18 protein-coding genes are annotated in these 25,734 nt (G+C 62.5%); 2 read left to right on the plus strand and 16 right to left on the minus strand.

Features of this window, described 5'->3' with window-relative positions; genetic code table 11:
• Positions 1-59 precede the first annotated feature (59 nt).
• The 4 genes from P9292_RS11990 to P9292_RS12005 form a co-directional block, all read right to left on the minus strand.
• The gene (locus tag P9292_RS11990; protein WP_244829324.1) at positions 60-1,700 is read right to left on the minus strand and encodes a bifunctional aspartate transaminase/aspartate 4-decarboxylase; all 1,641 of its coding nucleotides are present in this window, start codon (positions 1,698-1,700) and stop codon (positions 60-62) included.
• A gap of 63 nt (positions 1,701-1,763) precedes the next feature.
• Complete coding sequence (gene aspT, locus P9292_RS11995; protein ID WP_309959112.1) at positions 1,764-3,455, minus strand: aspartate-alanine antiporter; 1,692 nt, start codon at positions 3,453-3,455, stop codon at positions 1,764-1,766.
• Positions 3,456-3,901: 446 nt separating this feature from the next.
• A complete protein-coding gene (locus tag P9292_RS12000; protein WP_244829322.1) occupies positions 3,902-4,963 on the minus strand; it encodes an alkene reductase in 1,062 nt (353 codons plus the stop codon).
• 59 nt (positions 4,964-5,022) lie between these two features.
• On the minus strand, positions 5,023-5,316 hold the full coding sequence (locus tag P9292_RS12005) for a helix-turn-helix transcriptional regulator (RefSeq protein ID WP_244829321.1): 294 nt from the start codon (positions 5,314-5,316) through the stop codon (positions 5,023-5,025).
• 181 nt (positions 5,317-5,497) lie between these two features.
• On the opposite strand from P9292_RS12005, the gene P9292_RS12010 reads away from it, so the two are divergent.
• A complete protein-coding gene (locus tag P9292_RS12010; protein ID WP_309959114.1) occupies positions 5,498-5,902 on the plus strand; it encodes a DUF6232 family protein in 405 nt (134 codons plus the stop codon).
• Between the two features lie 66 nt (positions 5,903-5,968).
• On the opposite strand, the gene P9292_RS12015 is transcribed toward P9292_RS12010, so the two are convergent.
• From P9292_RS12015 to phnS, 5 genes are all read right to left on the minus strand, one after another.
• Entirely contained in the window at positions 5,969-8,422 is a 2,454-nt protein-coding gene (locus P9292_RS12015) for a glycogen/starch/alpha-glucan phosphorylase (RefSeq protein ID WP_244829319.1), read from the minus strand.
• A gap of 599 nt (positions 8,423-9,021) precedes the next feature.
• Positions 9,022-9,801: a 2-aminoethylphosphonate ABC transport system, membrane component PhnV gene (gene phnV / locus P9292_RS12020; protein WP_309850583.1), complete on the minus strand. Its 780-nt coding sequence runs from the start codon at positions 9,799-9,801 to the stop codon at positions 9,022-9,024.
• 46 nt (positions 9,802-9,847) lie between these two features.
• Positions 9,848-10,732: a 2-aminoethylphosphonate ABC transporter permease subunit gene (gene phnU / locus P9292_RS12025; RefSeq protein WP_250526870.1), complete on the minus strand. Its 885-nt coding sequence runs from the start codon at positions 10,730-10,732 to the stop codon at positions 9,848-9,850.
• Positions 10,710-11,774 (minus strand): 2-aminoethylphosphonate ABC transport system ATP-binding subunit PhnT, encoded by a 1,065-nt coding sequence (gene phnT, locus P9292_RS12030; RefSeq protein WP_250510300.1) that lies wholly within the window; start codon positions 11,772-11,774, stop codon positions 10,710-10,712. The genes phnU and phnT overlap by 23 nt, the downstream gene beginning before the upstream one ends.
• Before the next feature lie 16 nt (positions 11,775-11,790).
• A complete protein-coding gene (gene phnS, locus P9292_RS12035; RefSeq protein ID WP_309959116.1) occupies positions 11,791-12,861 on the minus strand; it encodes a 2-aminoethylphosphonate ABC transporter substrate-binding protein in 1,071 nt (356 codons plus the stop codon).
• A 173-nt stretch (positions 12,862-13,034) separates the two neighbouring features.
• Between phnS and P9292_RS12040 the strand changes: the two genes are divergently transcribed.
• Positions 13,035-13,910, plus strand: a complete 876-nt coding sequence (locus P9292_RS12040; protein ID WP_309959118.1) for a DMT family transporter — start codon at positions 13,035-13,037, stop codon at positions 13,908-13,910.
• Between the two features lie 3 nt (positions 13,911-13,913).
• On the opposite strand, the gene P9292_RS12045 is transcribed toward P9292_RS12040, so the two are convergent.
• The 7 genes from P9292_RS12045 to P9292_RS12075 form a co-directional block, all read right to left on the minus strand.
• Positions 13,914-14,912, minus strand: coding sequence for a L,D-transpeptidase (locus P9292_RS12045; protein WP_409015159.1), 999 nt, complete (start codon positions 14,910-14,912; stop codon positions 13,914-13,916).
• Between the two features lie 383 nt (positions 14,913-15,295).
• Entirely contained in the window at positions 15,296-15,868 is a 573-nt protein-coding gene (locus P9292_RS12050; protein ID WP_309959124.1) for a hypothetical protein, read from the minus strand.
• Positions 15,869-15,972: 104 nt separating this feature from the next.
• Positions 15,973-19,191 carry an ATP-binding protein gene (locus P9292_RS12055; protein WP_309959127.1) on the minus strand — a complete coding sequence of 1,073 codons (3,219 nt, stop codon included), beginning with the start codon at positions 19,189-19,191 and terminating at the stop codon, positions 15,973-15,975.
• Between the two features lie 196 nt (positions 19,192-19,387).
• Positions 19,388-21,544 (minus strand): catalase HPII, encoded by a 2,157-nt coding sequence (gene katE / locus P9292_RS12060; RefSeq protein ID WP_309963993.1) that lies wholly within the window; start codon positions 21,542-21,544, stop codon positions 19,388-19,390.
• A 123-nt stretch (positions 21,545-21,667) separates the two neighbouring features.
• Positions 21,668-23,359: a S10 family peptidase gene (locus tag P9292_RS12065; RefSeq protein WP_250493606.1), complete on the minus strand. Its 1,692-nt coding sequence runs from the start codon at positions 23,357-23,359 to the stop codon at positions 21,668-21,670.
• Positions 23,360-23,412: 53 nt separating this feature from the next.
• Positions 23,413-24,996 carry a S53 family peptidase gene (locus tag P9292_RS12070; RefSeq protein ID WP_309959131.1) on the minus strand — a complete coding sequence of 528 codons (1,584 nt, stop codon included), beginning with the start codon at positions 24,994-24,996 and terminating at the stop codon, positions 23,413-23,415.
• 294 nt (positions 24,997-25,290) lie between these two features.
• Entirely contained in the window at positions 25,291-25,713 is a 423-nt protein-coding gene (locus P9292_RS12075) for a GFA family protein (RefSeq protein WP_250467394.1), read from the minus strand.
• Positions 25,714-25,734: the final 21 nt, after the last annotated feature.

The following is a 25,734-nucleotide window of genomic DNA, read 5'->3' on the forward strand; positions in this document are numbered from 1 at the left end:
AAGGCGCAAAAAAGGGCCGCTCGGTCGAACGAGCGGCCCTTGTCGCATCATGCGTGCGCCTACTTGCTCTTCTTGCCCGTCTCCTTGTTGAAGCGCTCGACATACGAGTCCATCAGCTTGCGGATGGCGCGGCCAATCTGCATGTAGTCGCTCTCGTTGAGATTCGCAAGCGACACGCGTCCCGAAGGATGCTGCGTGCCGAAGCCGCGTCCTGGCAGCAACACGACGCGCGCTTCCCTCGCCAGCTGGAAGAGCAAGTCCGAAGGCTTGGTGTTCTTGAGCACCCAGTCGACGAATTCGCGGCCGTGCGACTTCTCGCCCATGTATTCGAGGTCGAGGATCGCGTAGTAATCGACCTGATTTTCGTCCTCGTCTTCGAGCGCGATGCCGATTTCCCGATACAACGCGCGTTTGCGATTGCGAATCAACCGTTTGAGCGCGCTCTTGTAGGCGTCGGGCGTGTCCATCAGCGAGAAGAGCGAGAACAGCACCATCTGCACTTGCTGCGGCGTGGAGAGCCCCGCCGTGTGATTCAGCGCGACCGTGCGGCTGTCGGCCACCAGCCGGTCGATGAACTTCAGCTTGTCCGGCTCCGTCGTGATGGATTCGTAGCGTTCATGCAGGATGGCTCGCTGGTCTTTCGGCAGCGCGGCGAGCTGATCGTCGAAAATATTATGCCGATGCGTCGCGATGGTCCCGAGCCGCCAACCCGTCGCGCCAAAATATTTCGAATAGGAATATACGAGGATCGTGTTCTTCGGACACAGCGCAAAGAGGGAGACGAAGTCGTCCGCAAAGGTGCCGTAGACATCGTCGGTCAGGAGAATCAGGTCCGGCCGTTCCTTAACGATCTCCGCGATATATTCGAGACTCTCGGCATCCATCTTTACCGATGGCGGATTGCTCGGATTGACGAGGAAGAACGCCTTCACCTTCGGGTCGCGCAGCTTGTCGAGTTCCTGCTTCGAATATTGCCAGCCGTTTTCAACCGTGGCCTCGAGATTCACGACGTTGAGCTTGTAATCGTTCAGGCGCGGGATCTCGATGTACGGCGTGAAGATTGGCGTGCCGAGCGCGATCGTGTCGCCTTCCTTGATCAGGAAGTTTTCGCGCATCGTGTTGAAGATATACGTCATCGCCGCCGTGCCGCCTTCGACCGCGAAGATGTCGAAGTCGCCGACGAACGGGTGCTTGCCGATCATCTCGCGCCGCAGATACTGCCCGACGATGACCTCCGACAGTTTCAGCATGCGGTCGGGCACGGGATAGTTCGAAGCGAGAATGCCTTCGCACATCTCGTAGAGAAAGTCGGCTGCGTTCAGTCCGAGCTGGTCGCGCACGTAAGACACCGCGCCCACCAGAAAGCTGATGCCGGGCGTTCCCTTGTGGTCGCGCGCGAAGATCTCGAAGCGTTCTTCAAGGCCTTCGTGCTTCGGAAAGCCGCCCACGCCTTCGGGCATATAGGCGAACGAGCGCTCGGATTCGCGCATGGCGAAGAGGCCCAGTTGCCAGAAACCGTGACGCGGAATCGTCGCGAGAAAGTTCGGATTGCCGCGACCCGCGTTGAGCATCGACAAATTGGCGGGACGCTCGACCGCGCCGCCGCCGGCCGCCTTGATGAGTTCGTCCTTTAGTTCGAACGGACTGAGCGCCGCCATTGCGGCCTGATCGTCGGAACCCGACTTAGAGGATTTGGACATCCGACACCCCCACTAACAAAAGATACGTAGAGTTGAACAACGGAAGCACGAAAGGCTCGGGCGTCATGTCAGCAACATCACGATCACCATGCCCCAGATCGTGAGCAGCGTATTGCCGACGGCATAAGTCACCGTATAACCGAGACCCGGCACCTGGCTCTTCGCGGCATCGCAAAGCATGCCGAGCGCCGCCGTGGTCGTGCGCGCGCCCGCGCAGATGCCGAGCAACAGCGCCGGGTGAAACTTGAACACGTACTTGGCGATATACATGCCGAGGATGAGCGGCACCGACGACGCGAAGATGCCCCACAGAAAGAGGCTCACGCCGAGCTTCTGCAGACCCGCGACGAAGCCCGGTCCCGCCGAGATGCCGACCACCGCGATGAACACATTCAGCCCGACCGAATTCATGAACCAGATGGTGGGCCCCGGAATGCGGCCGAAGGTCGGATGGATCGCGCGCAGCCAGCCGAACACGATGCCCGCGATCAGCGCGCCGCCCGCCGTGGACAACGTGATGGGAATCGCGCCGAAGCGGATCACGACTGCGCCGATCAGCGCGCCCAGCGTGATCGCGAGCCCGACGAAGGCCATGTCGGCGGCATCTGTCGGACGGTCGATCACGCCGACCGCTTTCGCCACGGCCGACGTATCCTGCGTGCGGCCGACGAGCGTGATGGTGTCGCCGCGATGCAGCTTGGTGCTCGGCAACACGGGGATGGCCGTTTCGGTCGCGCCGCGCTTGATCTTGCGCAGGAACACGCCGCGCGCGCCGGGCAGCTGCGAGAGTTCCTCCAGCGTCTTGCCGTCGACGGCCTTGCTCGTTACGTAGACATCGACGCCTTCCACCGGCACGGCGAGCAGTTCGGCATCGTCCACTTCGGTCGCCACGCCGCCCAGCAGATTCACGAGATGCTCGCGTCGTCCGACGACGGCGACGACATCGCCCGCTAGCAGGACGTCGTCGACCTTGGCTTCTTGAATCGTCCCGCCACGCCGGATTCGTTCGATGAAAAGCCGCACGCCTGCAGGTTCGAGCGCCTCCGCTTCGCCGACCTTCATGCCGACCACACGCCCCTCTTCGCCAATGCGATACGCGCGAAGCGCGAACTGATGCCAGCCGCTGCCCGCGCCGCCCAGTTCGCCGCTGCCGCCCATCTCTTTCTCGTACTGCTGGCAGGCTGCCACGAGGTCGATGTTGAGCAGCTTCGGCCCGAGCAGCGCAAGGATCATCGCCGAACCGATCGTGCCGTAGATGTACGTGACGGCGTAGGCGGTCGGCATCGCGTCGAGCAATACCTTAGCGTCGTTCGGCGCCAGGCCGAGCCGGTTGATGGCGTCGGTGGCGAGTCCCATCGAAGCGGAGATGGTCTGCGATCCCGCGAAAAGTCCCGCCGCCGAACCGACGTCGTATCCGGCCAGTTTCGCCGCAAGATACGGAAAGGCGAGGCACAGCACGGACTGAATGACGGAGAAGATGGCCTGCGGCAAGCCGTCCTTGGCGATGCCGCGCACGAACTGCGGACCCACGCCGTAACCGACCGCGAACAGGAACATCAGGAAGAAGACGGATTTGACGTTCGGCGAAATGGTGATGCCGAGCTGCCCGATCGCGATGGCGGCCAGCAAGGTAGACGTTACCGCGCCGAGGCTGAAGCCCTTGAAGCTCTTGCCGCCGAACCAATAACCGATACCCAGCGAAAGAAAGATGGCTATCTCGGGATAGCTGTGCAGCGTTGCTGTGAACCAGGACATGTGCACTCCTCTCGGGGATCAGCCCCGCGACCGTTACATGCTTCTTGGGCAAGGAAGGAATGAAGGAAAACGAATGACCTGCAACGATGCGCTCCCCGTTGCCGCAATACGGGCGAGTGCTTGCGAGAGAAAATCGAGTTGCATCGAACGGTTCATGGGCACGAATCGCGATCTGCAAACGGATGACGCACAGAGAATTGGCGCATGCGTCACGGCGAAAAAAGAGGCTTCAACACGGCTGTCTGATGCCTAGCAATACACTATTTTCGCCACGCAGTTGAACTAAAAAACGATAGTTTCGGAGGCCCCTCCTGCTCGTTGCGGGCGTTGCACGAGTCGATTCGAACCGTCCCCGGCCGATCGTGCGGACGAAAAAAAACAGCGGCCGAAGCCGCTGTTTCCATGGAACCGAAATGCTTGCTGCGTTCTGTCCGACGCGTTGCAACTTACTCGGTGGTTTCGAGCAACGGATAATCCGTATAGCCCGTCGCGCCTGCTGAATAGAACGTCGAGGTGTCCGGCGCGTTGAGCGGCGCGTCGAGTTCGAAGCGTCGCACGAGATCCGCATTCGCGATGAACGGCTTGCCCCACGCGACCGCATCGGCGTCGCCGCGCTCGATTGCCGCTTCCGCGCTTTGCTTGGTGAAGCCTTCGTTGGCGATATACACGCCGCCAAACGCTTTCTTCAATTGCGGCCCGAGACTGTCGGCGCCTTCCGACTCGCGCGCGGCGATGAACGCCACGTTGCGCTTGCCGAGTTCGCGTGCGACGTAACCGAAAGTCGCGGCGCGGTCGCTGTCGCCCATGCTGTGGGAATCGGCACGCGGCGCCAGATGCACGCCCACGCGATCCGCGCCCCATACGTCGATACATTGATCGACCACTTCGAGCATGAGACGCGCGCGGTTTTCGATTGCGCCGCCGTATTCGTCGGTACGCTTGTTGGTGCTGTCCTGCAGGAACTGGTCGAGCAGATAGCCGTTCGCGCCATGCACTTCCACGCCGTCGAAGCCCGCGCGCTTCGCGTTTTCCGCGCCCTTGCGATAAGCCGCGACCACGCCTTCGATTTCATCGAGTTCCAGTGCGCGCGGCGTCACGAACGGACGCTGCGGGCGCACGAGGCTCACGTGTCCGCTTGCTGCAATCGCGCTCGGTGCAACCGGCAGTTCGCCGTTCAGGAAGATAGGGTCCGAAATACGGCCGACGTGCCACAGTTGCAGGAAGATCTTGCCGCCCGCTTCGTGCACGGCGTGCGTCACGAGCTTCCAGCCTTCGACTTGTTCGTCCGACCAGATGCCGGGGGTATCCGCGTAGCCCAAGCCTTGCGGCGTGACCGAGGTGGCTTCGCTCAATATGAGACCAGCCGATGCGCGGTCGGCGTAATACTGCGCCATCAACGCGTTAGGCACGCGTTCCACGCCTGCACGTTGCCGCGTGAGCGGCGCCATGATGATGCGGTTCTTGAGCGTCAACGCGCCTACTTTGAGCGGATCGAAAAGAGTCGGCATAGATGTAAGGTATCCTGAATAAATGTAAAGAAGGTTCGCCGTGGAAAGGGCTGCCGCGCTCAGAGATTCCCGATGGAATCGCGAAACGCCTGTATGACCGTTTCGTCGCGCTTGAAGAACACCCATTGCCCCACGCGCTTCGTGGTGACGAGCCCGGCTTTTTGCAAGGTCGAGAGATGCGCCGAAACGGTGGACTGCGACATGCCGCAGCGCCCATCGATTTGCCCCGCGCACACGCCATGCAGGTGCGGCAATTCCTGTTCGGGAAAGTGCAGCTCCGGCGTCTTCAGCCACTCGAGAATCTCGCGGCGAAGCGGGTTGGCAAGGGCCTTGTGAATTGCGTCGATGTCCATTTCGTTGCTCGTTCGTCCGACGGCGGAAGCTTCGCCGCATCGCCTTAAAACGAATCATATATCGGAAATGTCCGATACGCAAGCGTCCACATGCGTTTCGTCAATGCGATGCGTGTCATCGTGGCGCGCCGTCTGGTAATCTGCCCGGTTTAGCTGCCGTCAATTTTCGATCTAATTGCATATGGATACACCGTTCAACGAACGCGGCGTCACGCTCTCGCGCGTCGGCCTGTCGGCCTCGGGCCAGTTGATTCCGCTGCGCGATCTGCGCGCCGCGCGGGTCGTGAAGATATCGCGCAAGAAGCCGCTGCCGATCATCCTTGCGCTGATCGGGCTCGCGGGAATCGGCGCGGGCATCGCAACGGGTTCGGGGCCGGCGCTCGTACTCGGCATCATGGTGGCCGTGGTCGGCTATCTGTCGTGGATCACGCAGGACGTGATCTATCAATTGATGGTTGCAACGCCCGAAGGCGAGCGCGAAGTCATCATCACGAAAGACGAGGAATTTGCGGATCGCGTGGCCGCGCTGGTCGGCGACGCGGTCGCGAAACATGCGCAGACAGCGGCCGCAAAGCCGCAAGCCTGACGCCGCTACTAAAGAACACGCGCGGGACGTACCCGCGCGCGGCACTTACTTCAGTTCAAGCCATCGTCAAGTCAGATTCAGCGGCTCGACGTGCCAGATATCGCGGGCATATTCCGCGATGGTCCGGTCTGATGAGAATATCCCCATTCCGGCGACGTTCTCGATCGCGCTCTTCGTCCACGCTTCCTTGTCTCGGTACTTGAGATCGACCTCGGTTTGCGTCTTGTCGAAGCTGTCGAAGTCCGCGAGCACCATGTAGTGATCGCCCCAATCCACGAGCGTATGAAAGATGTCGTAGAAACGGTGCGGCTCTTCCGGCGAGAAGTGTCCGAGGCGAATCTGGTCCAGCGCCACCTTGAGCTCCGGATTGTCCTCGTAGATTTGCCGTGGCCTGTAGCCCGCCGCCCGCAGCGTTTCGATCTCGTCGGTCGTGTTGCCGAAGATGAAGATGTTTTCGCGGCCCACCGCGTCGCAAATTTCGATGTTCGCGCCATCCAGCGTGCCGATGGTCAGCGCGCCGTTCAACGCAAGCTTCATGTTGCCGGTGCCCGATGCCTCGGTGCCAGCCATCGAAATCTGCTGCGATAAGTTCGCGGCGGGAATGATGAGCTCCGCCACGCTCACGCCGTAGTTCGGGACGAAGCCTACCTTGAGCCTGTCGCCGACGAGCGGGTCCGCGTTGATCTTCTTCGCGACATCGTTGATGAGCTTGATGATGCTCTTCGCCATCTTGTAGGCCGAAGCCGCCTTGCCCGCGAACATGACCACACGCGGCGTCCAGTCCTGCTCGGGATTCTCGCGAATACGGTTGTAGCGCACGATCGTATACAAGATGTTGAGCAACTGCCGCTTGTATTCGTGGATGCGCTTCACCTGCAAGTCGAACAGCGCTTCGGGATTGATGATCGCGTTGGCTTCGCGTTTGGCGCGCTCGACGAGGCGCAGCTTGTTGGCGAACTTCGCGTCCTGAAACGCCTTCTGGAACTCGGGGTCGTCGCGCCATTCGCGCAGCCGGCCGAGTTCGAACAAGTCGCTGCGCCAGCGCGGTCCAAGCCGCTTGTCGATGAGCGATGACAGCGACGGACTCGCTTGCGCGAGCCAGCGACGCGGCGTAATGCCGTTCGTCACATTGGTGAAGCGCTCCGGGTACATGCGCGCGAAGTCGGCGAAAATGTTCTGCGTCATCAGTTGCGAATGCAGCTTCGAGACGCCATTCACCTTGTGACTCGCGACGATCGCCAGATGCGCCATCCGCACGCGCCGCTGGCCGTATTCATCGACGAGCGAAATGCGGCGGATCAGTTCCACGTCGCGGCCGAACTTCTCGGTCACTTGCTTCAGGAACTGCGCGTTGATCTCGAAGATGATCTCCAGATGCCGCGGCAACAGACGCGACAACATTTCGACATCCCACGTTTCGAGCGCTTCGGGCATCAACGTGTGATTCGTGTAGGAGAACATCTGCTGAATCAGCTTCCACGCCTTGTCCCACGGCACGCCGTGACGATCCACGAGCAGGCGCATGAGTTCGGGGATGGCGAGCACGGGGTGCGTGTCGTTCAGATGCACCGCGACCTTTTCCGCGAGACGCCCGAAATGCGTATGCGTGCGCTGATAGCGGCGGATCAGATCCTGCATCGTCGCGGAGACGAAGAAATATTCCTGACGCAGACGCAATTCGCGGCCGGCTTGCGTCGAGTCATCCGGGTACAGCAAGCGCGAGACGTGCTCCGACGTGTTCTTCGCTTCGACCGCGCGCCGGTAGTCGCCCTGATTGAACGCGGAGAGATCGAACTCGTCGGTGGCGCGCGCCGACCACAGGCGCAGCGTATTCGTCGCGGTGGTGGCGTAGCCGGGAATGACCGTGTCGTAGGCCATCGCGTTGACGTGCTCGGTATCGATCCAGTCGGTACGATCGTCGTGCTGCACCGTGCGCCCGCCGAAGTGCACCGTGTACGTCACCTCGGGGCGCGGAAACTCCCACGGGTTGCCCGCGCGCAGCCAGTAATCGGGCATTTCGACCTGATTGCCATCGACGATGGTCTGCCGGAACATCCCGTACTCGTAGCGAATGCCGTAGCCGAAACCGGGCACGCCGACCGTCGCCATCGAATCGAGGAAACAGGCTGCGAGCCGGCCAAGGCCGCCGTTGCCAAGCGCGGCATCCGGTTCGAGGTCTTCGAGCGAGGCGAGATCGATGCCGAGGCCCGATAACGCTTCGCGGACTTCGTCATGAATGCCGAGGGCAAGCAGCGCGTTGGTGAAGGTTCTGCCGATGAGAAATTCCATCGACAAGTAATAGACGCGCTTCACGTCCTGTTCGTATTGTTGCCGTGTGGTGCGCATCCAGCGTGCGACGAGGCGGTCGCGCACGGCGAGCTCCACGGCATTGAGCCAGTCGCGCGGCTGCGCGGTAACCGCGTCCTTGCCGACGCCGTACATCAGGCGATTCGAGATGGAGCGCCGTAGCGCATCGACACTGCTGTTGAGCTGGTCGAATTCCAGATCGACGGATGTCATCGAAACCTCCGGTATTTGCAACATATGCAACGACAGCGAAAGCGTGGTGGGAGTTCAGTGCTTTTTGGCCTGCGGCTTGCCTGGCTCCCTGTTCGCGCGGGTTGCGGTCGTGGCCTGAAGGTGCAGGTTACGCCAGTTTTATTTTTTTTGGTATGACATGCGGTGGGTCGCTGACGCCTGATTTTCCGTGGGCGGTTGATCTTGCCGGTTCGGGGAATTTTGCTTTCTTGGCTTGCGGTTTCCATCAGTCGCCGCCGTCCCTGCGACGGGGAATTTGCTATCTCCTCTTGCAGTCTGGTTCAGTAGCCGCCTCCCCGGCGGGGGTGTAGCTTCCTCTATTGCTGCAATGAAAGTCACCGAGGAAAGCAGCCTTCATCCTGCCCGCTGATCGGGCGCGTGGTCAGGACTGAGTTCTACGCCGGCACGCGCCTAAGTGTCGGCCTTGCTCAATCGCCGTTCCTGGCGCTCATGGGACTCGCTGGTCTCGCAGATTGTCTGACTGGTGTAACGCTTGGTGCTTCCGGCTTAGTGCGACGCGCGGCCGTTGGATGCGCTCGGCAAGTTCTTCATTGGGCTTTGCTTCGGCTTCCGTAGCGTTTTCATTTATCAATTCGTCTTGGTGCGCGGACCGCTATCAACAACAGCGCCGCCAGCGACGCCGCCAGCAATATCAGCGATAGCGCCGATGCCGGCAAGTAATACCCTCGATTCACTTGCCCCACCACGACTATCGGCACGGTCGCGAAGCCCGGCGGATACACCGTCAATGTCGCGCCCAATTCGCCGAGCGATAGCGCGAATCCCAACGCCAGGCTCGCTCTTATCGCCGGGACGAGTTGCGGTAACACCACGCGCCACAACACCATGCGCGGCGGCGCGCCAAGGCTCGCGGCGGCCTCGCGCAAGGTCGTCAATTCCGGTCGCAATGCAGCCGCCGCGCAGCGGTAACAAAATGGCAAGACCAGCGCGAGTTGCACCATGACGACGATCGCCGCCGAGCCGGACAGGTCCAGCGGACGCTTGTGATACGCAATCAGTACCGCAAGGCCCAATACCACGCTCGGTACGCCGTTCGGCATCATTGCAATGGCATCGACGAATGCGCCCAGGCCGCGCCGGTCACGGCCCTCCAGCGCCAACGCAAGCCACAATCCCAGCGCGGTGCCGAGGATCGCGACGCCGAAGCCGACACAAAGGCTTGTCGTCAGCGCGTCGAAATCGCTGGAGCCGAGGCGCCCGAACCAGCGCGTGCTGAAGCCATCGGGGAAGATCGTGCCCGACCAGTGCGACGCGACGCTCGACAACGCCACCACGACCACCGGCAACACGAAGAGCCAGAAGCACACGAGCGCCGCCAGGAACGCAACGAGCGCGCGCATCAGCGAGACTGGCTTTCCAGGTTTGAACGAGGTCGAAAGTTGCATGTCAGCGTCTTTGCAAGCGTCGATAAAGCGCATAGAGCGAGAGCGACATCAGCAACATCACGACCGATCCCGCCGCTGCGGTCGGCAAGTCGAGATCGACGGTCGCCGCGCTGTAAATGGCAATTGGCAAGGTGATGAGATGTGCGCTGCCCAAAACGAGCAGAATGCCGAACTCGTTGAGCGTCAGGAGGAAGCACAAGATAGTGCCCGCCGCGATTCCCGGCCACGCAAGCGGCAACACGACCTTGGTCGCGACCATCCAGCCGCCCGCGCCGAGACTTTTCGCGGCCTCGACGAGACGCATGTCGAGCATGGCGTATGAAGCGAGCGTCGGGCGCACCACGAACGGCGCATAGAACACGACCTCCGCGAGAATTACGCCGCCGATGCCGAAGAGGAAATCGAGCGGCGGGGTATCGAGCGAAAAAAGCCGTTGCAAGCCGATGCTCACCGACCCCTGCGAGCCATAAAGAAAAATCAGCGTGAATGCCACGAGGAACGAAGGGAACGCCACGAACAACTCGAGGAAACGCGTGACGAGCTTCGCGCCGGGAAACGGCCGGAAGAACAGCATCGACGCGAGCGCGACGCCAAGCAATGACGCGAGACTTGCGCTTGCGAAGAGGATGCCGAGCGTCGTGCCGATCACGCCGCGCGTCTCCGGATTGCCGAAGAACGCGGTGTAGGCGTGTAGCGTGAAGCCGTGCGGCCCGGTCACGCTCAACATGGCAAGGCGCGAGAGCGGATAGACGACGAGCGGCCCCAGCACGAACACGAGGATGAACCACAACTGCCATTGCCCCTTCTTGCCGCGCCGCGCGGCGATTGTCGCCTGGCCGTCCTGCGCTCGCCCGGCGGCCTCTTCAGGGATGGACAAGGACGACATCGTCAGCCTCGAAGGTCAGGGAAACGCGCGCGCCCTTTTCCGGCATGCGCGTGTGGCCGCGCTGCGTCGAAACCAGTACGGGCTCGTTGGGCCACGCATCGAGCGCGACGGAAATCGAGAGCGACGCGCCATACCATTCGACCGATGCAATCGTGCCGTGCAACGGCCCATCGCCGAGCGGCACGATGGAGAAGCGCTCCGGCCGAATGCACGCAAGCCGCTCGCGTTCGTCGTGGCGCGCGTCGCCGACGGGATACACCACGCGCGGCGGCAGCAGATTCGCGGCACCGAGATAGCGCGCGACGAAGCCGTCGTTCGGCGCGTCGTACAACTCGCGCGGCGAACCGAGTTGCGCGATACGGCCATCGCGCATAAGAAGCGTGCGGTCGGACAGCACGAGCGCATCGTCCTGATCGTGCGTCACACAAACGATAGTCAGATTCGGCAAGCGCTCGTGCAACGCCTTCAGCTCGCTGCGCACGGACGCGCGGAGGTTGGCATCGAGCGCCGAAAGCGGTTCGTCGAGCAAGAGCACATCCGGCTCGATGACGAGCGCGCGGGCAAGCGCCACACGCTGCTGCATACCGCCCGAGAGTTGCGCGGGCATGACGTGGCCGGCATCGGCGAGTTGCACGAGTTTGAGCGCATCGGCGACGCGGCGCGCGATCTCGCCCGTCTTCAGCTTGCGCGCGCGCAGGCCGAAGGCGACGTTATCGAATACGGAAAGATGCGGAAAGAGCGCATAGCTCTGGAACAGCAAGCCGAGATTACGTTGATGCGGCGGCACATGCGTGAGTTCGCGGCCCGCGATAAAAAGCGCGCCCGCGAAGGCATCGGGCTGAATGAATCCGGCGATAAAGCGCAACAGCGTGGTCTTGCCGCAGCCGCTTCTGCCGAGTACCGTCAGGAACTCGCCACGTTCGATGTGCAGCGATAGTTGATCGAGCACGGTGCGCGCGCCGAAGCGCACCGTGAGTCCTTCGATATGCACGCCGGATCGCGCTTCGTGTTCATGAGCGAGCGCATTTCCGGACGAGCTCAGAGCAAACGTATTCACGTCAGGACTTCGGCTTCACGACCTCGGTCTCCTTGCCCGACTGGCCGATCACTTCGTTCTTCCAGCGCTCGGTCCAGCCAGCCTTCTTCTGCATGACTTCGTTCCAGTCCACCGGAATCAGCTTCACGCCGGCAATTGCCTGCTTCACCGCTTCGCCGTTCTTGCCGCCGAGCGCGACATCGGTGCGCGCCGGAATGCCGTAGATGTCCGGCACTTTCGACTGCACTTCCGCGGACATCAGATAGTCGATCAGCTTCTTGCCCGCTGCCTGATTCGGCCCGCTCTTGATGAGACCGATTGCGTAGGGCAACTGGAACGTGGTGGGCGCGTCGCCGTTTTGATGCGACAGGAAAAGCGGCTTGATGGACAGACCGCCGTTCGCGGCATCGTCGAGATCCATTTGCAGGTCGCCATTGTCGAAGGCGATCTCGTTACGCGAGAGCAGCACATCGAGATAACCCGTGCCCTTGGTATGGAACTTCGCGCTTCGTTCGAGTGACTTCAGATAATCGAACGCTTTGTCTTCGCCCATCAGGGCCGACGTCAGGATGATGACCGCCATGCCGTCGCCCGCCGTCGCCGGATTCGAATATGCGATCTTGCCCGAGTAGTTCGGATGCAAGAGATCGGCGAAGGTCTTCGGCGCGCTCTTCGTGACTTCCGGATTGATGGCGAAAGAAAAGTAGTTGTTGACGAAGGTGGCCCACGCGCCGTCGTTCGCCTTGGCGATAGCCGGCACGTTCTTGTAGTTCAAACTTTGATATGGCTGCAGCAAGCCGCTCTGCGATGCTTGCTGGATGAACGGCGGCAAGGTCACGAGCACGTCCGCCTTGGGCGAATCTTTCTCGACGCTCGCGCGGTTCACCACTTCGCCACTGCCCGCCGTGACGATATTGACCTTGACGCCTTCCTTCTTCTCGAAAGCCGGGAGCACGTCCTTGTAGAGATTTTCGAGGCCGTCCGCCGTGTAGAGGACGACGGCATCGGCTGCGTGTGCCGGCGAGGTTGCAAACGCCATCAAGGCGGCGATGGCCGGCAGCATCGTGCGTGCGAGGCGAAGGTCGCGAGTCATTTCGTGATTGATCCGATGAGATAAGGTGACGCGGCTCGGGTGCTGCGCTGGTGTCAAAGCATTGCAGAGCCGTGTGACAGACACGTGAATGCCGTAAGCGGTGCAGGATTGGACAAGACTCGGTGCATGCACATCCGCATACTTCGGCCTTTCCGCCAAACGCCTGATTGACGATGCTCTCCTTGCTGGCCGCGCCGGTCTTCGTCCTACTCTGGTCGACAGGCTTTATCGTCGCGCGCGCGATTACCCCATACGTCGATCCGAACGTGTACCTGTTCGCGCGCTTCTGCGGCACGGCGTTGCTGTTTGTCGTCGTGGCGCTCGCAAGCCGGGCAAGCTGGCCGAAAGGCGCCGATGTTCTACGGCATCTGCTTGCAGGCGCGCTGCTGCAAGGCGTTTATCTGGGCGCGGGTTATTGGGCCGTCGCACAGGGGCTGACTGCGGGCATCATGGCGCTGCTCGGCGCGTTGCAACCGCTTCTGACCGCTGCGTTTGCCGCGCGCTTCTTCGGCGAACGTCTGTCGCCGCGCGCATGGAACGGCCTCGTGCTGGGGCTCACTGGCGTGGCGCTCGTGCTTGCGCCGAAGGTGATGACGGGTCATGCGTCACCGACACACGGAGCCGCGCCTTCGTGGCTCGTCGTCATGGCGGCGCTGCTCGCCGTCCTGGCGATTACCGCGGGCACGCTGTATCAGAAGAGCTCGCTGGCACGCGCCGATATCCGCAGCGCGAGCGCGCTGCAGAATGCGGGCGCCGCGCTCGTCGCGTTACTGCTGATTTTCGCGCTTGGGGAACATCGCTTCATTGCTTCGGCGACGACTTGGGTTTCGCTTGGATGGGGCATCGTGATGCTCTCGGGTGCCGCGACCACGCTTTTCGTGTGGATGGTCCGCCGTGGCGATGCCTCGCGTGCCACCGCGCTGCTGTTTCTCGCACCGCTGCTTGCCGCGATCGAAGGCTATCTGGCGTTTGGCGAAACGCTCGGGCCGGCGCAGATCGCGGGGTTCGGGGCGGCGCTCGTGGGCGTGTTGCTGGCGCGGGCGAAATAGCCGTCAATCGGCCGTATCGGCGCCCGCCGGGATATTCGCACGCACCGCCTTCCCCGGACCCGGCGACCATGCCGGACGCGCCTTTCCCGCCGTATCGACGACGACCAGAAAGTGACCCGCCCAGGGCGTCGCGTTGCGCGTGGACTTGAGTATCCACATCGACTGACCTTCGGCGGCACGGGCTTCGTATTGCGCGTCGAGGATGCCGCGATGATCGAAGAAAGTATTGAGCGTCGACGGTATGCGCACGCAGCCTTTCGAATGGCGCATGCCGAGAAGCGGTTCGAGTTTCTGCGGATCGGTGGCGTGCATCTGGAAGCGCATCGGCGAGATGCCGCCCTTGCCCCAGCCGCGCTCGCCATCGGCCCAGCCGAAGTCGTAGATGCGCATGTCGCGCGCGCCGTATCCGCGAATCTTGAACTCGTTGAGCGTGCCTTCCGCGCGAAAATCCATGTTGCCCGGCACGTGCTGAAACACGCCGAGCGGCGTGACGAAGTGATCGTAAGTGCCCGGCCGTCCCGTCGATACCGGCGATGCGCCGATCAGCGACCAGGCATCGGCCGGCTTCGCGCGGAAGAAAAGCATGAGCGCCTGCACGTTCGCGCTGCGATCGACCAGCACGACGAACTCATTGGCGAGATCGCCATGTCCGCTTTCATCGAGCGCATGCTGCAACACGCGACCGTAGGCCTGCTGATCCGCTTGGGAAACGCTGAGACGCCGGTCCACCTCTTTCGCGAAAGTCTGCCGCATGGCGAAGGCTCCGGCGGGCGGCAGGCCATGGCGTTGCGCCAAGTTGGGCTCGGGCGGTTCGGCCGGCAGCGGGACTTCGGGCGCCTCGGCCTCCGATGCGGCACTCGCGGCCGATGCCGGTTCCACGGTCGATGCAGCCGATGCAGCAGAGGCCGTCGACGCCTCCGAAGCTCCCGAAGCAACTTGCGGCTTCATCGGCACCGGCATGCCGGGCAATGCGCGTTCGGGCGCGCTTGTACTCAATGGCACGCTTGCGCCTGGAATCAACGGCGGCGATGCGGGCGTCGACGTAACGTGCCCCTGGAGCACGTTCGCAGGCGATGTGCTTCGCTGCAAACCCGACGGCGCACTTCCATTCGAAGAAGATGCCGAAGCGGACTCTGACGCAAGACGCGCCTGCTGCGCGCCCACCGCCCCCGCATACGCCACAAACGCGGCAGCCACTCCAACGACGATTGCTCTCGCGCCAAATGCTGTTTCTCTATTCCCTGCCAGATGCATTGATTGATCCGCCTTGCCTGACCAGACTCAAGCCTGGCGATCCATATCGATCGCCCAGCCCCGAACATTCAAGAACCGATGCACGCAAAGACGCGCACCGGCTTCGTTCGTTGCATCTGGCGCAGCAAAGTTCATTCCGTCGATGAGCCCGAGAACGCGCCGCACGTCATGCTGGACAAATTCGGATAGCGGTTCGGCCAGTCGCCGGACATGGTCGATTGCGCATCCTTCAGCGTCATGTCGCCGGTGCAAACACAGCGTTTGAGATAGACCGCGAGCCGCTCCTTGCGGCGCTGTCCGGCACGGCCTTCCCAGCGCCGCAGATCGAGATTCGCGGGCGCATTGGGCAAGCCGCCGAGCAATACGGGCATGCGATGATCCAGCGCATATTCGGATGCGAACGAAGCATCGATGCCACGTTGCTTGAGCAGTTTTTCTTTCTGGCGCATCTGCGTCTCGAACGACGGCAGCACGCGATCGACATAACCCGGCACGCAGATCGTCTCGACGATGGTCGACTGCGTAACATGCGGATCGAGCCAATCGGGACGCTGCGCCCGCGAGCTTGCAGGCCACACCATGAGCGCGCCATTGAGCGTGATCAGGAGCGCGCCAAACGCCGCGCGCGCGGGACGAGCGGCAGCGGTCGCATAAGCGTGACGCGCGAAGCGTCGCTTGAAGATGGGTATATCCCTTCGATCCATGCCTCGGAAGTGCAAATCATCATGCGGCCAATGCGACGCCGCTTATTTTTGAGATATTGAACAATCGCATTAGAACACACCAAAGGCGTGCATCGCGCTGTGGCTCAAAAGTCCGCGAGCCGATCCGTGGATGCGTGCGGCAAGGTCTGCGCCGCACTCGCCGCACTCGAAGACGCAAGCGCGGCGTCGAGCGCGCGGCTGAGCGCAAGCGCCTCGGCATGAAAGGAGCCGTAAGCGACCGCGATGCTGGCGTCGTCCTCGCCGTTGCGGTCTTCGTCGATGGCGCGATCGCATACGTGCTGCAAGGCGACGCATGCATCGGTGAAGCGCACGGCGCCGACCAGCGACGCCGCCCCTTTCATGCGATGCGCGATGTCGCGCAAGAGCGCGTGGTCGCAAGCATCGAACGCGGTCTCGGCGTCGATCAGGTCTTGCGCATGCGCGGATTTGAGGGTGCCGGCGAGCGTCGCGGCCTGATCGCCGTAACTCGCGACAAGCGCGCTGTCGAAGACTTCTGCCGCTTTCTCCCGCACCGGCCCGCTTCGCCGCGCTACACCTTCGGTCGCCGCGACGAGCGCATCGCGCAGGCCGTCGAGCGAGATGGGCTTCACGAGACACATCGTCATGCCTGCCGCGACCGCGCGTTGCGCCGCCTCCGGTTGCGCGTTCGCCGTGAGGCCGACGACAGGCAACGGCCGCGCCTTTTGCACGCGCGCGCTTTCGTCCCCGCGGATCGCCTGCGCGAGTTCCTCGCCGCTCATTTCGGGCATCGAGCAATCGGTGAGGATCACATCGAACGCGGATGGATCGCCGCGATAGCGGACGAGCGCGCTGCGGCCATCGACGGCCAATTGCGGCGCGCCGCCGAGCAGCCTGATCTGCCCTTCGAGCACGATCCGGTTCGCCGGATGATCGTCGACGACGAGTACCCGCAAGCCCGCGAGCGTCGCGCCGGTCGGAGTCACCGATGCGTGCTCCGGCGCGCGTCCCGCTTCGGACGACGACGCCTCCGGCAAGCTCACGCAGACCGTAAAGCGTGTGCCGCGTCCCGGCTCGCTTTCGAGCGTGATCTCGCCGCCCATCATCGTGACGAGCCGCTTGCAGATGGTGAGGCCAAGGCCCGTGCCCGAATAGCGGCGCGCGCCGCCATCGTGTGCCTGCACGAACGGCGTGAAAAGCGCGCCTTGCCGCTCGGGCGCGATGCCCACGCCCGTGTCCGCGACCGCGAATGTCAGCGCCCGCGTGCCGCCCTGTGGCGCGTCTACACGGTAGTCGAGCGTCACCGCCCCGATATCCGTGAACTTGATCGCGTTCGATAGCAGATTGCCGACGACTTGCCGCAAACGCTGCCCGTCGGCAAGCAACCAGACTTCGCCCGAATCCGCGCGGCGCACGATCAACGCGATGCCCTTGGCGCGCGCGGCGGGCTCGTATATCGCGGCCACGCTCGTCATCCACGTTTCGAGTTCGAGCGGCGCGGGCGTGAGCACCAGCCGCTCGGCTTCGATTTTCGCGACATCGAGCAGATCGTCGATCATGCCGAGCAAATCCGCCGCCGCGCGATGCGCCGTGCCGAGCGCGCGTTCGGTCGCGGCGCGTTCGCCGGGCGCGCGCAGTTCAAGTTCGATGAGGCCGAGCACCGCGTTCATCGGCGTGCGGATTTCGTGGCTCATGGTGGCGAGGAACGTCGACTTGGCGCGGCTCGCCGTTTCGGCTTCCTCCTTCGCCGCGCGCATTGCCTGCTCGGCGGCAATCCGGCGCACGATCTGTGTTCGTAGTGACACCGCCCAGCCGATCAGCGCGAAAACAAGCGCACCGCCAAGCAGCGCGCCTACCTCGACTTGCGGACGGCGGCGCTCCCATAACGTCTCAGGATGATCGCCAAGCCGCCAGCGCCCGCGCAGCGCTTCGAGTTGATAAGCGCGAAGATGGCCAATCGCGTCGTTGATAATGCCGAGCAAGATCGGCTCATTGCGCAAGACGAGAAAGCCTTGCTCGAGCGGTTTGCCGGAAAGCACGCCGCTCACCACGAGCTTGCCGCGGTAAGGATTGGCGACCGCGTAATTCGCGAGCGTCAGATCGACCAAAGCCGCGTCGGCATCGCCGTTCATCACCGCGCTAAACTGCTCGTCGAATGACGGCATCTCGACGATGCGCAGATGCCGCACGAATTCGCGCTTCAACGCTAGGGCCGAAATCCCGGCCGGGAGCGCCACCCGCTTGTTCGCGAGCGCGGTCTCATCGCGCAGGGGCGCCTGACCCGCACGCGTGACGATGCCGACCAGGCTCTCGCCGAACGGCACGGACGCCGTGAGCGGCACCGGTTGCCATGCGGGGGAAACGCCGTAGGGCGTGAACATGGACTTACCGCTCGTCAGGTCGGCGGCAATCTGAGACAAAGAACCGCGCATACGCGCCTCGAAGCGCAAGCCCGTTCCCCGCGAGATCACATCGAGCAGGTCGGCGGCGAGACCCGCAGGTTCGCCGTGCGAATTGCGGAACATGAGCGGCGGAATTTGCGAAAGCATCGAGTAATGCACGACTGGATGCGCCTTGATCCACGCGCGCTGCTCGGGTGTCAAGTCGAGCGGACGATCCAGCGTCACCGCGGTCATCGAAACGTACCAGCGCGCGTTCATCGTCAGCAGGAAATTCGGCGGCAATTGCGCCAGCGCGGCATCGACACGCTCACGCAATGCGCGCGCGGCCGGCCGGTTGGCTGCGAAAGCAAAGCGATAGCCGTCTGCATCGAACGGAGTGAAACCGCGCGCGCCGATGTTCGGCAAGTCCAGATGACTGATGACATACACGGCGGTCGTCACGTCGCCGACGAAGCCGTCGGCACGGCCGAGCGAGACGGCCAGCGCGGCGGCGAGCACATCCGGATACGCCTCCGGCTGCAAGGACGGATACGCCGCATGCAACCGCGCGGGGTCCATCTGCGTGTCGACATAAGCAAGCCGATGCGTCGGCGCATGTGCCGCGAGCGGCGCGAAATACACCGGCTTGACCGGAAAATACGAATGGCTCAGTTCGAGCGGCGCACCGGCATCGAAGCCCGCCGAACTCGTCGCCATGTCGATCTCGCCGCGTTCGAGCGCGGCCAGCATCGCGGGACGATCCGGATACAGGCGCCATTGCGGCGTCATGCCGAGCGGCTCGGAAATGGCGTTCAGAACATCGACCGAAATGCCGCGCAACGCCGAAGAATCGGATGGCGCGCCGGACACGGCCAGTTCGAGCGGCGGCACCATGCCCGGCACCGCGCCGACGATCAGCGGCGGTGCCGCGAAGGCATCGCCGAGCCACCAACCGAGCAGCACACAAAGCGTCCACAGCAAACGGCGCGAACGCTGTCGCCGTGTTCCGTCAGCTCGACGAATCGCAGAATGAAACAAGCCGCACCCCCGAAATCGAGCGGTGCGGCCAGTGTCTCAAAAACGCGCCGGCGCGCCTATCGCCGGCGCGCCCACGCACACGCCCTGCGTTGCACGGCGCGAAACGCGTGCTGCCGGACGATTACGCGGGCACCGACTCCGCCTTCTGCGCGCGCGACCACACGCGATGCTTGCCCAGCGCTTCGATGAACGTCTTGAGCACGGTCTTCGCGTCGCTGCCGACGACCACGCCTTCATCGCCGCCAGGCAGATGCGATGCGGCAAGCACATCCTCGCCGTCGCCAATCGCGCCGATCGCCTTCAGATGCTTGAACGATTCGAGCACGAAGTGGCGCGCGTCGCCGGATTCGGACAGCGTCTTGGCGCTTGCCTTGCCGTCCGCGATGATCATTCCGTCGAACATGATGGACGGCATGCCGAGGATGGTGGCGTCCGCTTCAATACCTTCGGCAGGGAACCCGAGCGTCGGCGAGATGACGAGCGCTTGCGCGCCGCCCGCCGCGAGTGCTTCCTTGACGGCCTTGATGCTCGCGGCATCCGCGCCCTTCGCGGCGAGAATCGCGACCTTGCGCGTCTTGATCGACGGCACGGCCTTGGCGATGATCGACAGCGCCGGCGATTCCGTCACCGACGACTTGCCGAGTTGCTCCGGGCTCGCGTTTTTCTTGGGCGCGGGCATGCCGAGATTTTCCGCGACGCGCGCGGCCAATACCTCGTCGATGTTCGCGAGCAGAGCAAGTTCGCGTTCGCGAATGAACTTGCGCTCTACCTTGCTCAACTCGAACGAATACGCGCCGACGATGTGATCCTTCTCCGGCTGCGTCTGGCTGTTCCAGAAGAGCGTTGCTTGCGAGAAATGGTCGGCAAACGACGGGCTGCGCACGCGAATCTTCTCGCCGTCCACGCGTTCCGTGTAGGTTTCGAAGCCGCCGCCCGATGCTGCCGGCGCCGTTTCCTTCGGCCAGCCGCCATCGATCGAATTCGGCTCGTAGGAAGCCTGACCCTTGTCGATGGTCTGGCGATGCATCGCGTCGCGTTGACCGTTATGCAGCGGCGCGATCGGGCGGTTGATCGGCAACTCGTGGAAGTTCGGGCCGCCCAGACGGCTGATTTGCGTATCGGTATAGGAGAAAAGACGTCCTTGCAGGAGCGGGTCGTTCGTGAAGTCGATGCCCGGCACGATATGTCCCGGACAGAACGCGACCTGCTCGGTTTCCGCGAAGAAGTTGTCGGGATTGCGGTTGAGCGTCATCTTGCCGATCATCTTGAGCGGCACGAGTTCCTCGGGAATGATCTTGGTCGGATCGAGCAGATCGAAGTCGAACTTGTGCTCGTCTTCTTCCTCGACAATCTGCACGCCCAGTTCCCACTCGGGATAGTTGCCCTTGTCGATGGCTTCCCACAAATCGCGGCGATGGTAATCGGCATCCTTACCCGCGATCTTCTGCGCTTCGTCCCACAGGAGCGAAGCCGAACCGATGGTCGGCCGCCAGTGGAACTTGACGAAGCGCCCCTTGCCTTCCGCGTTCACGAAACGGAACGTGTGAATGCCGAAGCCTTCCATGGTGCGCAGACTCTTGGGAATGGCGCGGTCGGACATCGCCCACATCACCATATGCGCCGACTCGGGCACGAGCGAGACGAAATCCCAGAAGGTGTCATGCGCCGACGCGCCTTGCGGAATCTCGTTATGCGGCTCCGGTTTGACGGCGTGCACGAAGTCGGGAAACTTGATCGCGTCCTGGATGAAGAACACGGGCATGTTGTTGCCGACCATATCGAAGTTGCCTTCGTCGGTGTAGAACTTGACCGCGAAGCCGCGCACGTCGCGCACGGTATCGGCGGAACCGCGCGAGCCTTGCACGGTGGAGAAGCGCACGTAGACCGGCGTCTCTCTCGACGGGTCCTGCAGGAAACCGGCCTTGGTCAATTCGGCTTGCGACTCGTAGACCTTGAACACGCCATGCGCCGCCGAACCGCGCGCATGAACAATGCGCTCCGGAATACGCTCGTGGTCGAAGTGCGTGATTTTTTCACGCATGATGAAGTCTTCGAGCAGCGACGGACCGCGCGCTCCAACGCGCAGCGTGTTCTGGTTATCGGAGACTTTTACACCCTGGTTCGTGGTCAGGGCTTGATTCGTTGCATCGCTGCGGAAGGCTTCGAGCGATTCGATCTTCTTGTTGGTCGCGGCGTTCGGGCTCTGCGAAGGCGGACGCGCGGTGCTATTCGTGGGTTGCTTCTTTGTTGCCATTTGAGGGGACTCCTTGGGGAAGATTGCTTTTAGCCTTTCGGGCCATTCGCAAGCCTTGTTCCCGAAGGAGATAGGGTTTCCGCTTGCAGCGGGACGCCCGGCGGGGCGCGCGGCGGGCGAAGCCGAAGCCTCGCCCGCTTGTGACTATCAGACACCGGTACTCGCTGGCGACAATGCCTTCTCCGCCGTTACCTTCTGCAAGGAGATGATGCGCGTCATGGCCGCATGGTTCGACGTGGCCTCGTTGTACATCTTCGCGAGATCCGCCTTCAGTTGCGTGCGCGATGCTCCGTCGAGATAAACCATATGTCCCGATGGATAAAACGCCGCGGAAAGATTCTGCCTGACGACGCTGTTGATCAACGGCATCTGCTGAAGGTCGATGATGGTCTGATAAAACGGCGTCACGAAGTCATATAGGCCGTTCGCGGACAAGACTTTGAGATCCACGTTGAGCGCCATCACGGCGGCCAGATCGCCCGCTGTATAGAGCACGACGTTGCCTTTCGAATCCAGTCCCTTCTGTTCGCCGGTCGGGTCCGTATGCTTGAAGTCCCAGTTGAGGAAAGCCTGGTCGTTAAGGTCCGTGAATGACGAAGTGGACGTGAATTTCAACTGCTCGTTGAGATAGCTGTTCCACATGGTCGTGTAGACGCCGCTCACCGCTGTCATGGTCGGATCGTTGCCGCCCGAGTTCGGATCGATCTTGCCCGCGATGCCCGTCGAAATAGCCGTCACGCGCCCGTCGTACGAGCCGAGCGATTCGCCCTTCGACTTCAGGAGCGTCGTCAGAAAGAGCGAATTGCCACGGCTGTCGTAAGCCGCGATATCCAGACTCCACGCAAGCAGCGTCACCTTGTCGATGCCCGTGTATTCGGAGAGCTTCTCGACCACTTCATCGTCGGTCTGCGGAAACTTGCGCAACGCGTTGAGATAGTCCGAGCGCGAAAACTCCGCGACTTCCTCGGCAAAGTTCAAGAGGTTGGTCGGCGTGGGATGCACGCCGAGCTTCTTGTGATACCACGCATCCGCAGCGGCGGTAGGCAGCGCGCCGACGGGGTTGCCCGCCTGGCGGTAATCGAGAATCGACGATTGCAGGGTGATGCCGTTCAGATCGACGCCATCTTCATGCAGCCGGTACGCCAGGACGCAGCTGCGCGCCGTGCCATACGATTCGCCAAACAAGAACTTGGGCGAGTTCCAGCGGTTGTTCTTCGTCAGATAGCGCTTGATGAACTGCTTGATCGAATCCGCATCCTGATCCACGCCCCAGAAGTCGCGGTTCTTGTTCGGCGAGATGGCGGCGGAATATCCCGTTCCCACGGGATTGATGAAAATCAGATCGCTCTTGTCGATAAGACTGTCCGCGTTGTCCTCCATCTCGTAGGGCGCGGGCGGCGTGAAGCTCGGCATGGCGGTCTTGATGCGGCGCGGCGCGAACGAACCGAGCAGCACGAACACCGAGGACGAGCCCGGCCCGCCGTTATAAAAGAACGTGAGCGGCCGTTGTTCTTCCTTTGCGCCGTCCTTCGTGAAGGCGACATAGAACATCTTCGCATCCGGCTTGCTGCTGCTCGGGTCCACTGTCACGAGGTGGCCGACCGTGGCCGTGTAAGCGATCTTCTCGCCGCCCACGGTCACGCTATGGTGCGTGATCGCGGCGTTTTCGTCGGCTTCGGTCGCCTCGACGGAATCGTCGGGACCGTTGCCGTAGGCGACGGGATCGAAGTACGGCTGATCCTTGCTCTTCGGCGTTTTCTTCGCCGCTGCGTGCGCGTTGCCGTGCGCCGGTTCTTCGGGTTTGTCTGCGCCTGCTGCTGCCAGTGGATCGGAGTTCATCTTGAACGCTCCAGAATCGTCATCGTGGTTGTTGTTCACTGTCACTGCCCGTCTCAACTCGTGCTCTTCGCGGGTTTGAGCGCCGCCGCGATCTTCGCGCCGTCCGGGCTGCCAAGCCCCGTGCAGGCATCCCATCCCGCCGCTGCCGCGAAACTGCCGTTATCGCCTTGCGTGATGTCGTGGAACGCGCCCTTCGCCTTGTACAGCTTCGGATTGATGAAGCCCGCGGGGGAACCGTTGATCGCATTGATGCGAGCGATCAGCGCGGCCCACAAAGGCGCGACCGCGCTCGTGCCGCCGACGACCGTCTGCTCGCCGTCGATCAGCACTTCGTAGCCGCTTTGCGGCGAGGCGTCGCCCGATACATCCGGCACGCCGCGCTTGGCGAGCGCCGTCGTCTTGCCGCCGGCATGCGCGACGCTCAGCCCTTTCTGCCACGAAGGCAGCGCGAACACGCCGCTCACACCGCCGCCACCCGATCCGCCCTGATCGCCGTCGTTCCACACGACTTCCTTCGTGATCTTCTGCGCGGATGCCGCGACGCTCGTGCCGCCGCAGCCGAGCACGTAGGGACTGGACGCCGGGAAATCGACGTGATCCGCGCCGTCGCCGACGCCGTCGGTGGAACCGCTGTCGCCCGATGCCACGCATACCGTGACGCCGAGCGCCGCCGCGCTTTGCAGCACGTCGTTGAACGCGCCGATGGATTGCGCCGACCAGTTCGATTCCGGTCCGCCCCAACTGATGGACACCACAGACGGCTGGTTGGTGTCGTCGTGAATGGCGCGATTGACGGCATCGACGAAGCCTGCGTCGCTATTCGGCGCGAAATACACCGCGATGCGCGCGCCCGGCGCGACCGCTCCGGCGATTTCGATGTCGAGCGTCACTTCGCCGTCCGGACCATTCGGATTGCCCGTGGGCGCGTTCTTCGCGTCGTCCACGCCGACCGACACCACTTTCGGCGGTTTCACGCCGAGCTTCGAGAAGTACGCCGTCAGGTCGCTAGTCTTGTAACCGCCGCCGAGTTCGATGATCGCGATGCATTGCCCCGCGCCGTCGCCTTCCGGGAAGTCATAGAGTTGCGCGAGATCGAGCGGCGAAAACGACGATGCCGTAAGGCCGCGCGCCGGTTTGAACGGCGGCCGGAAACGGAAATGCGGACGCGCTTGCGGCTTGCTGTCGAGGCCGAGCACGGCGGTGACGGCGTCGTGCACTTCGTCGGGAACATGAACGGGTCCCGCCTGGCCGCGATACTCGCCCATGTTGTGATGCTGGAAACGTTCGAGCTTCACGTCGAACGCCTTCTGAAACTGCTCGATGGTGCCCTTGAGCACGACACTGCGCGTTTCCGCTTCGGCGCGCACCACCGTGAGGCCGTATTGCTCGGCGAACTTCTTGACCTTGTCGACGTCTTCCTGCGACGCGCCGAAGCGCTTTCCGAAGTCCGCGCGGGTCACGGACTGCGCCGGGGCGTCGCCGGCTTCGATGTGCTTCATCATCTGATCAAACGCTGCTTCGTCCTTGCGGCGCAGCATGACGATGACTTCGATCTGCTCGCCAGGATCGCACGCGCCGACGCACTGTGCGTCTTCGGGGTTGCTCTTGCCGCTGCCGCTTACCGGTTGCTTTGCCATGGTGTCGATGCTCCTCGTTGGCAATTCGTTTTAGGCCCGATCCTGCTGCTTGGCGCATCCGGCGCATGTCGTTTCTTTCGATGCTTTCGCTCTGAAAAACGTGCGCGCCGCATATCGTCTTATTTTCCGCAATCGATTGCAATTGCTCGGACCGTTGATTGAAGGATGCAGTTCCGGCAGGACAAAGCGTGTCTCGATATCGAAGTTAGTTATTTGCCTTCGGGCTGCTTTTTGTCTCGGTCGGCAACGATGATGCCGCGCGCGCCGACCCGCAAGAATGGGTCGCGGCAACGGCTAACCCGTTCGCTCTTGCGCGTACTCCTTGCGCACGCCTTGAGGCAGCCAGGGCTCGCGATGCTCGCACCAGAGTTCGTAGGCAGGCTCGAAAACGCCGGTCAGATCGAACGCGCCGAGCGGCACATCGACTTCGTCGCGCGTCACGTACTCCATGTACGCCACGGAGCCGCATTCGGGACAGAAATGACGCCTGCCTTCGTCGGAACTGCGCCACGTCGATGTGCGGCCGGAAAACTCCACGTTGCCGCGGTGATAGATGACGTAGGAGCCGAACGCCGAGCCGTGCACGCGCCGGCACGTCATGCAATGGCACATGCCGACGCGCAACGGCCGGCCCATCGCGCGGAACCGGAATGCGCCGCACGCGCAGCCGCCTTCGTGCGTCACGGTTTCATCGATTGCTTCAGTTTGCTGATTCATCGAGCGACTCCCTTGAATGTT

Source organism: Caballeronia sp. LZ001, from assembly GCF_031450875.1.
Taxonomy (GTDB): Bacteria; Pseudomonadota; Gammaproteobacteria; order Burkholderiales; family Burkholderiaceae; genus Caballeronia.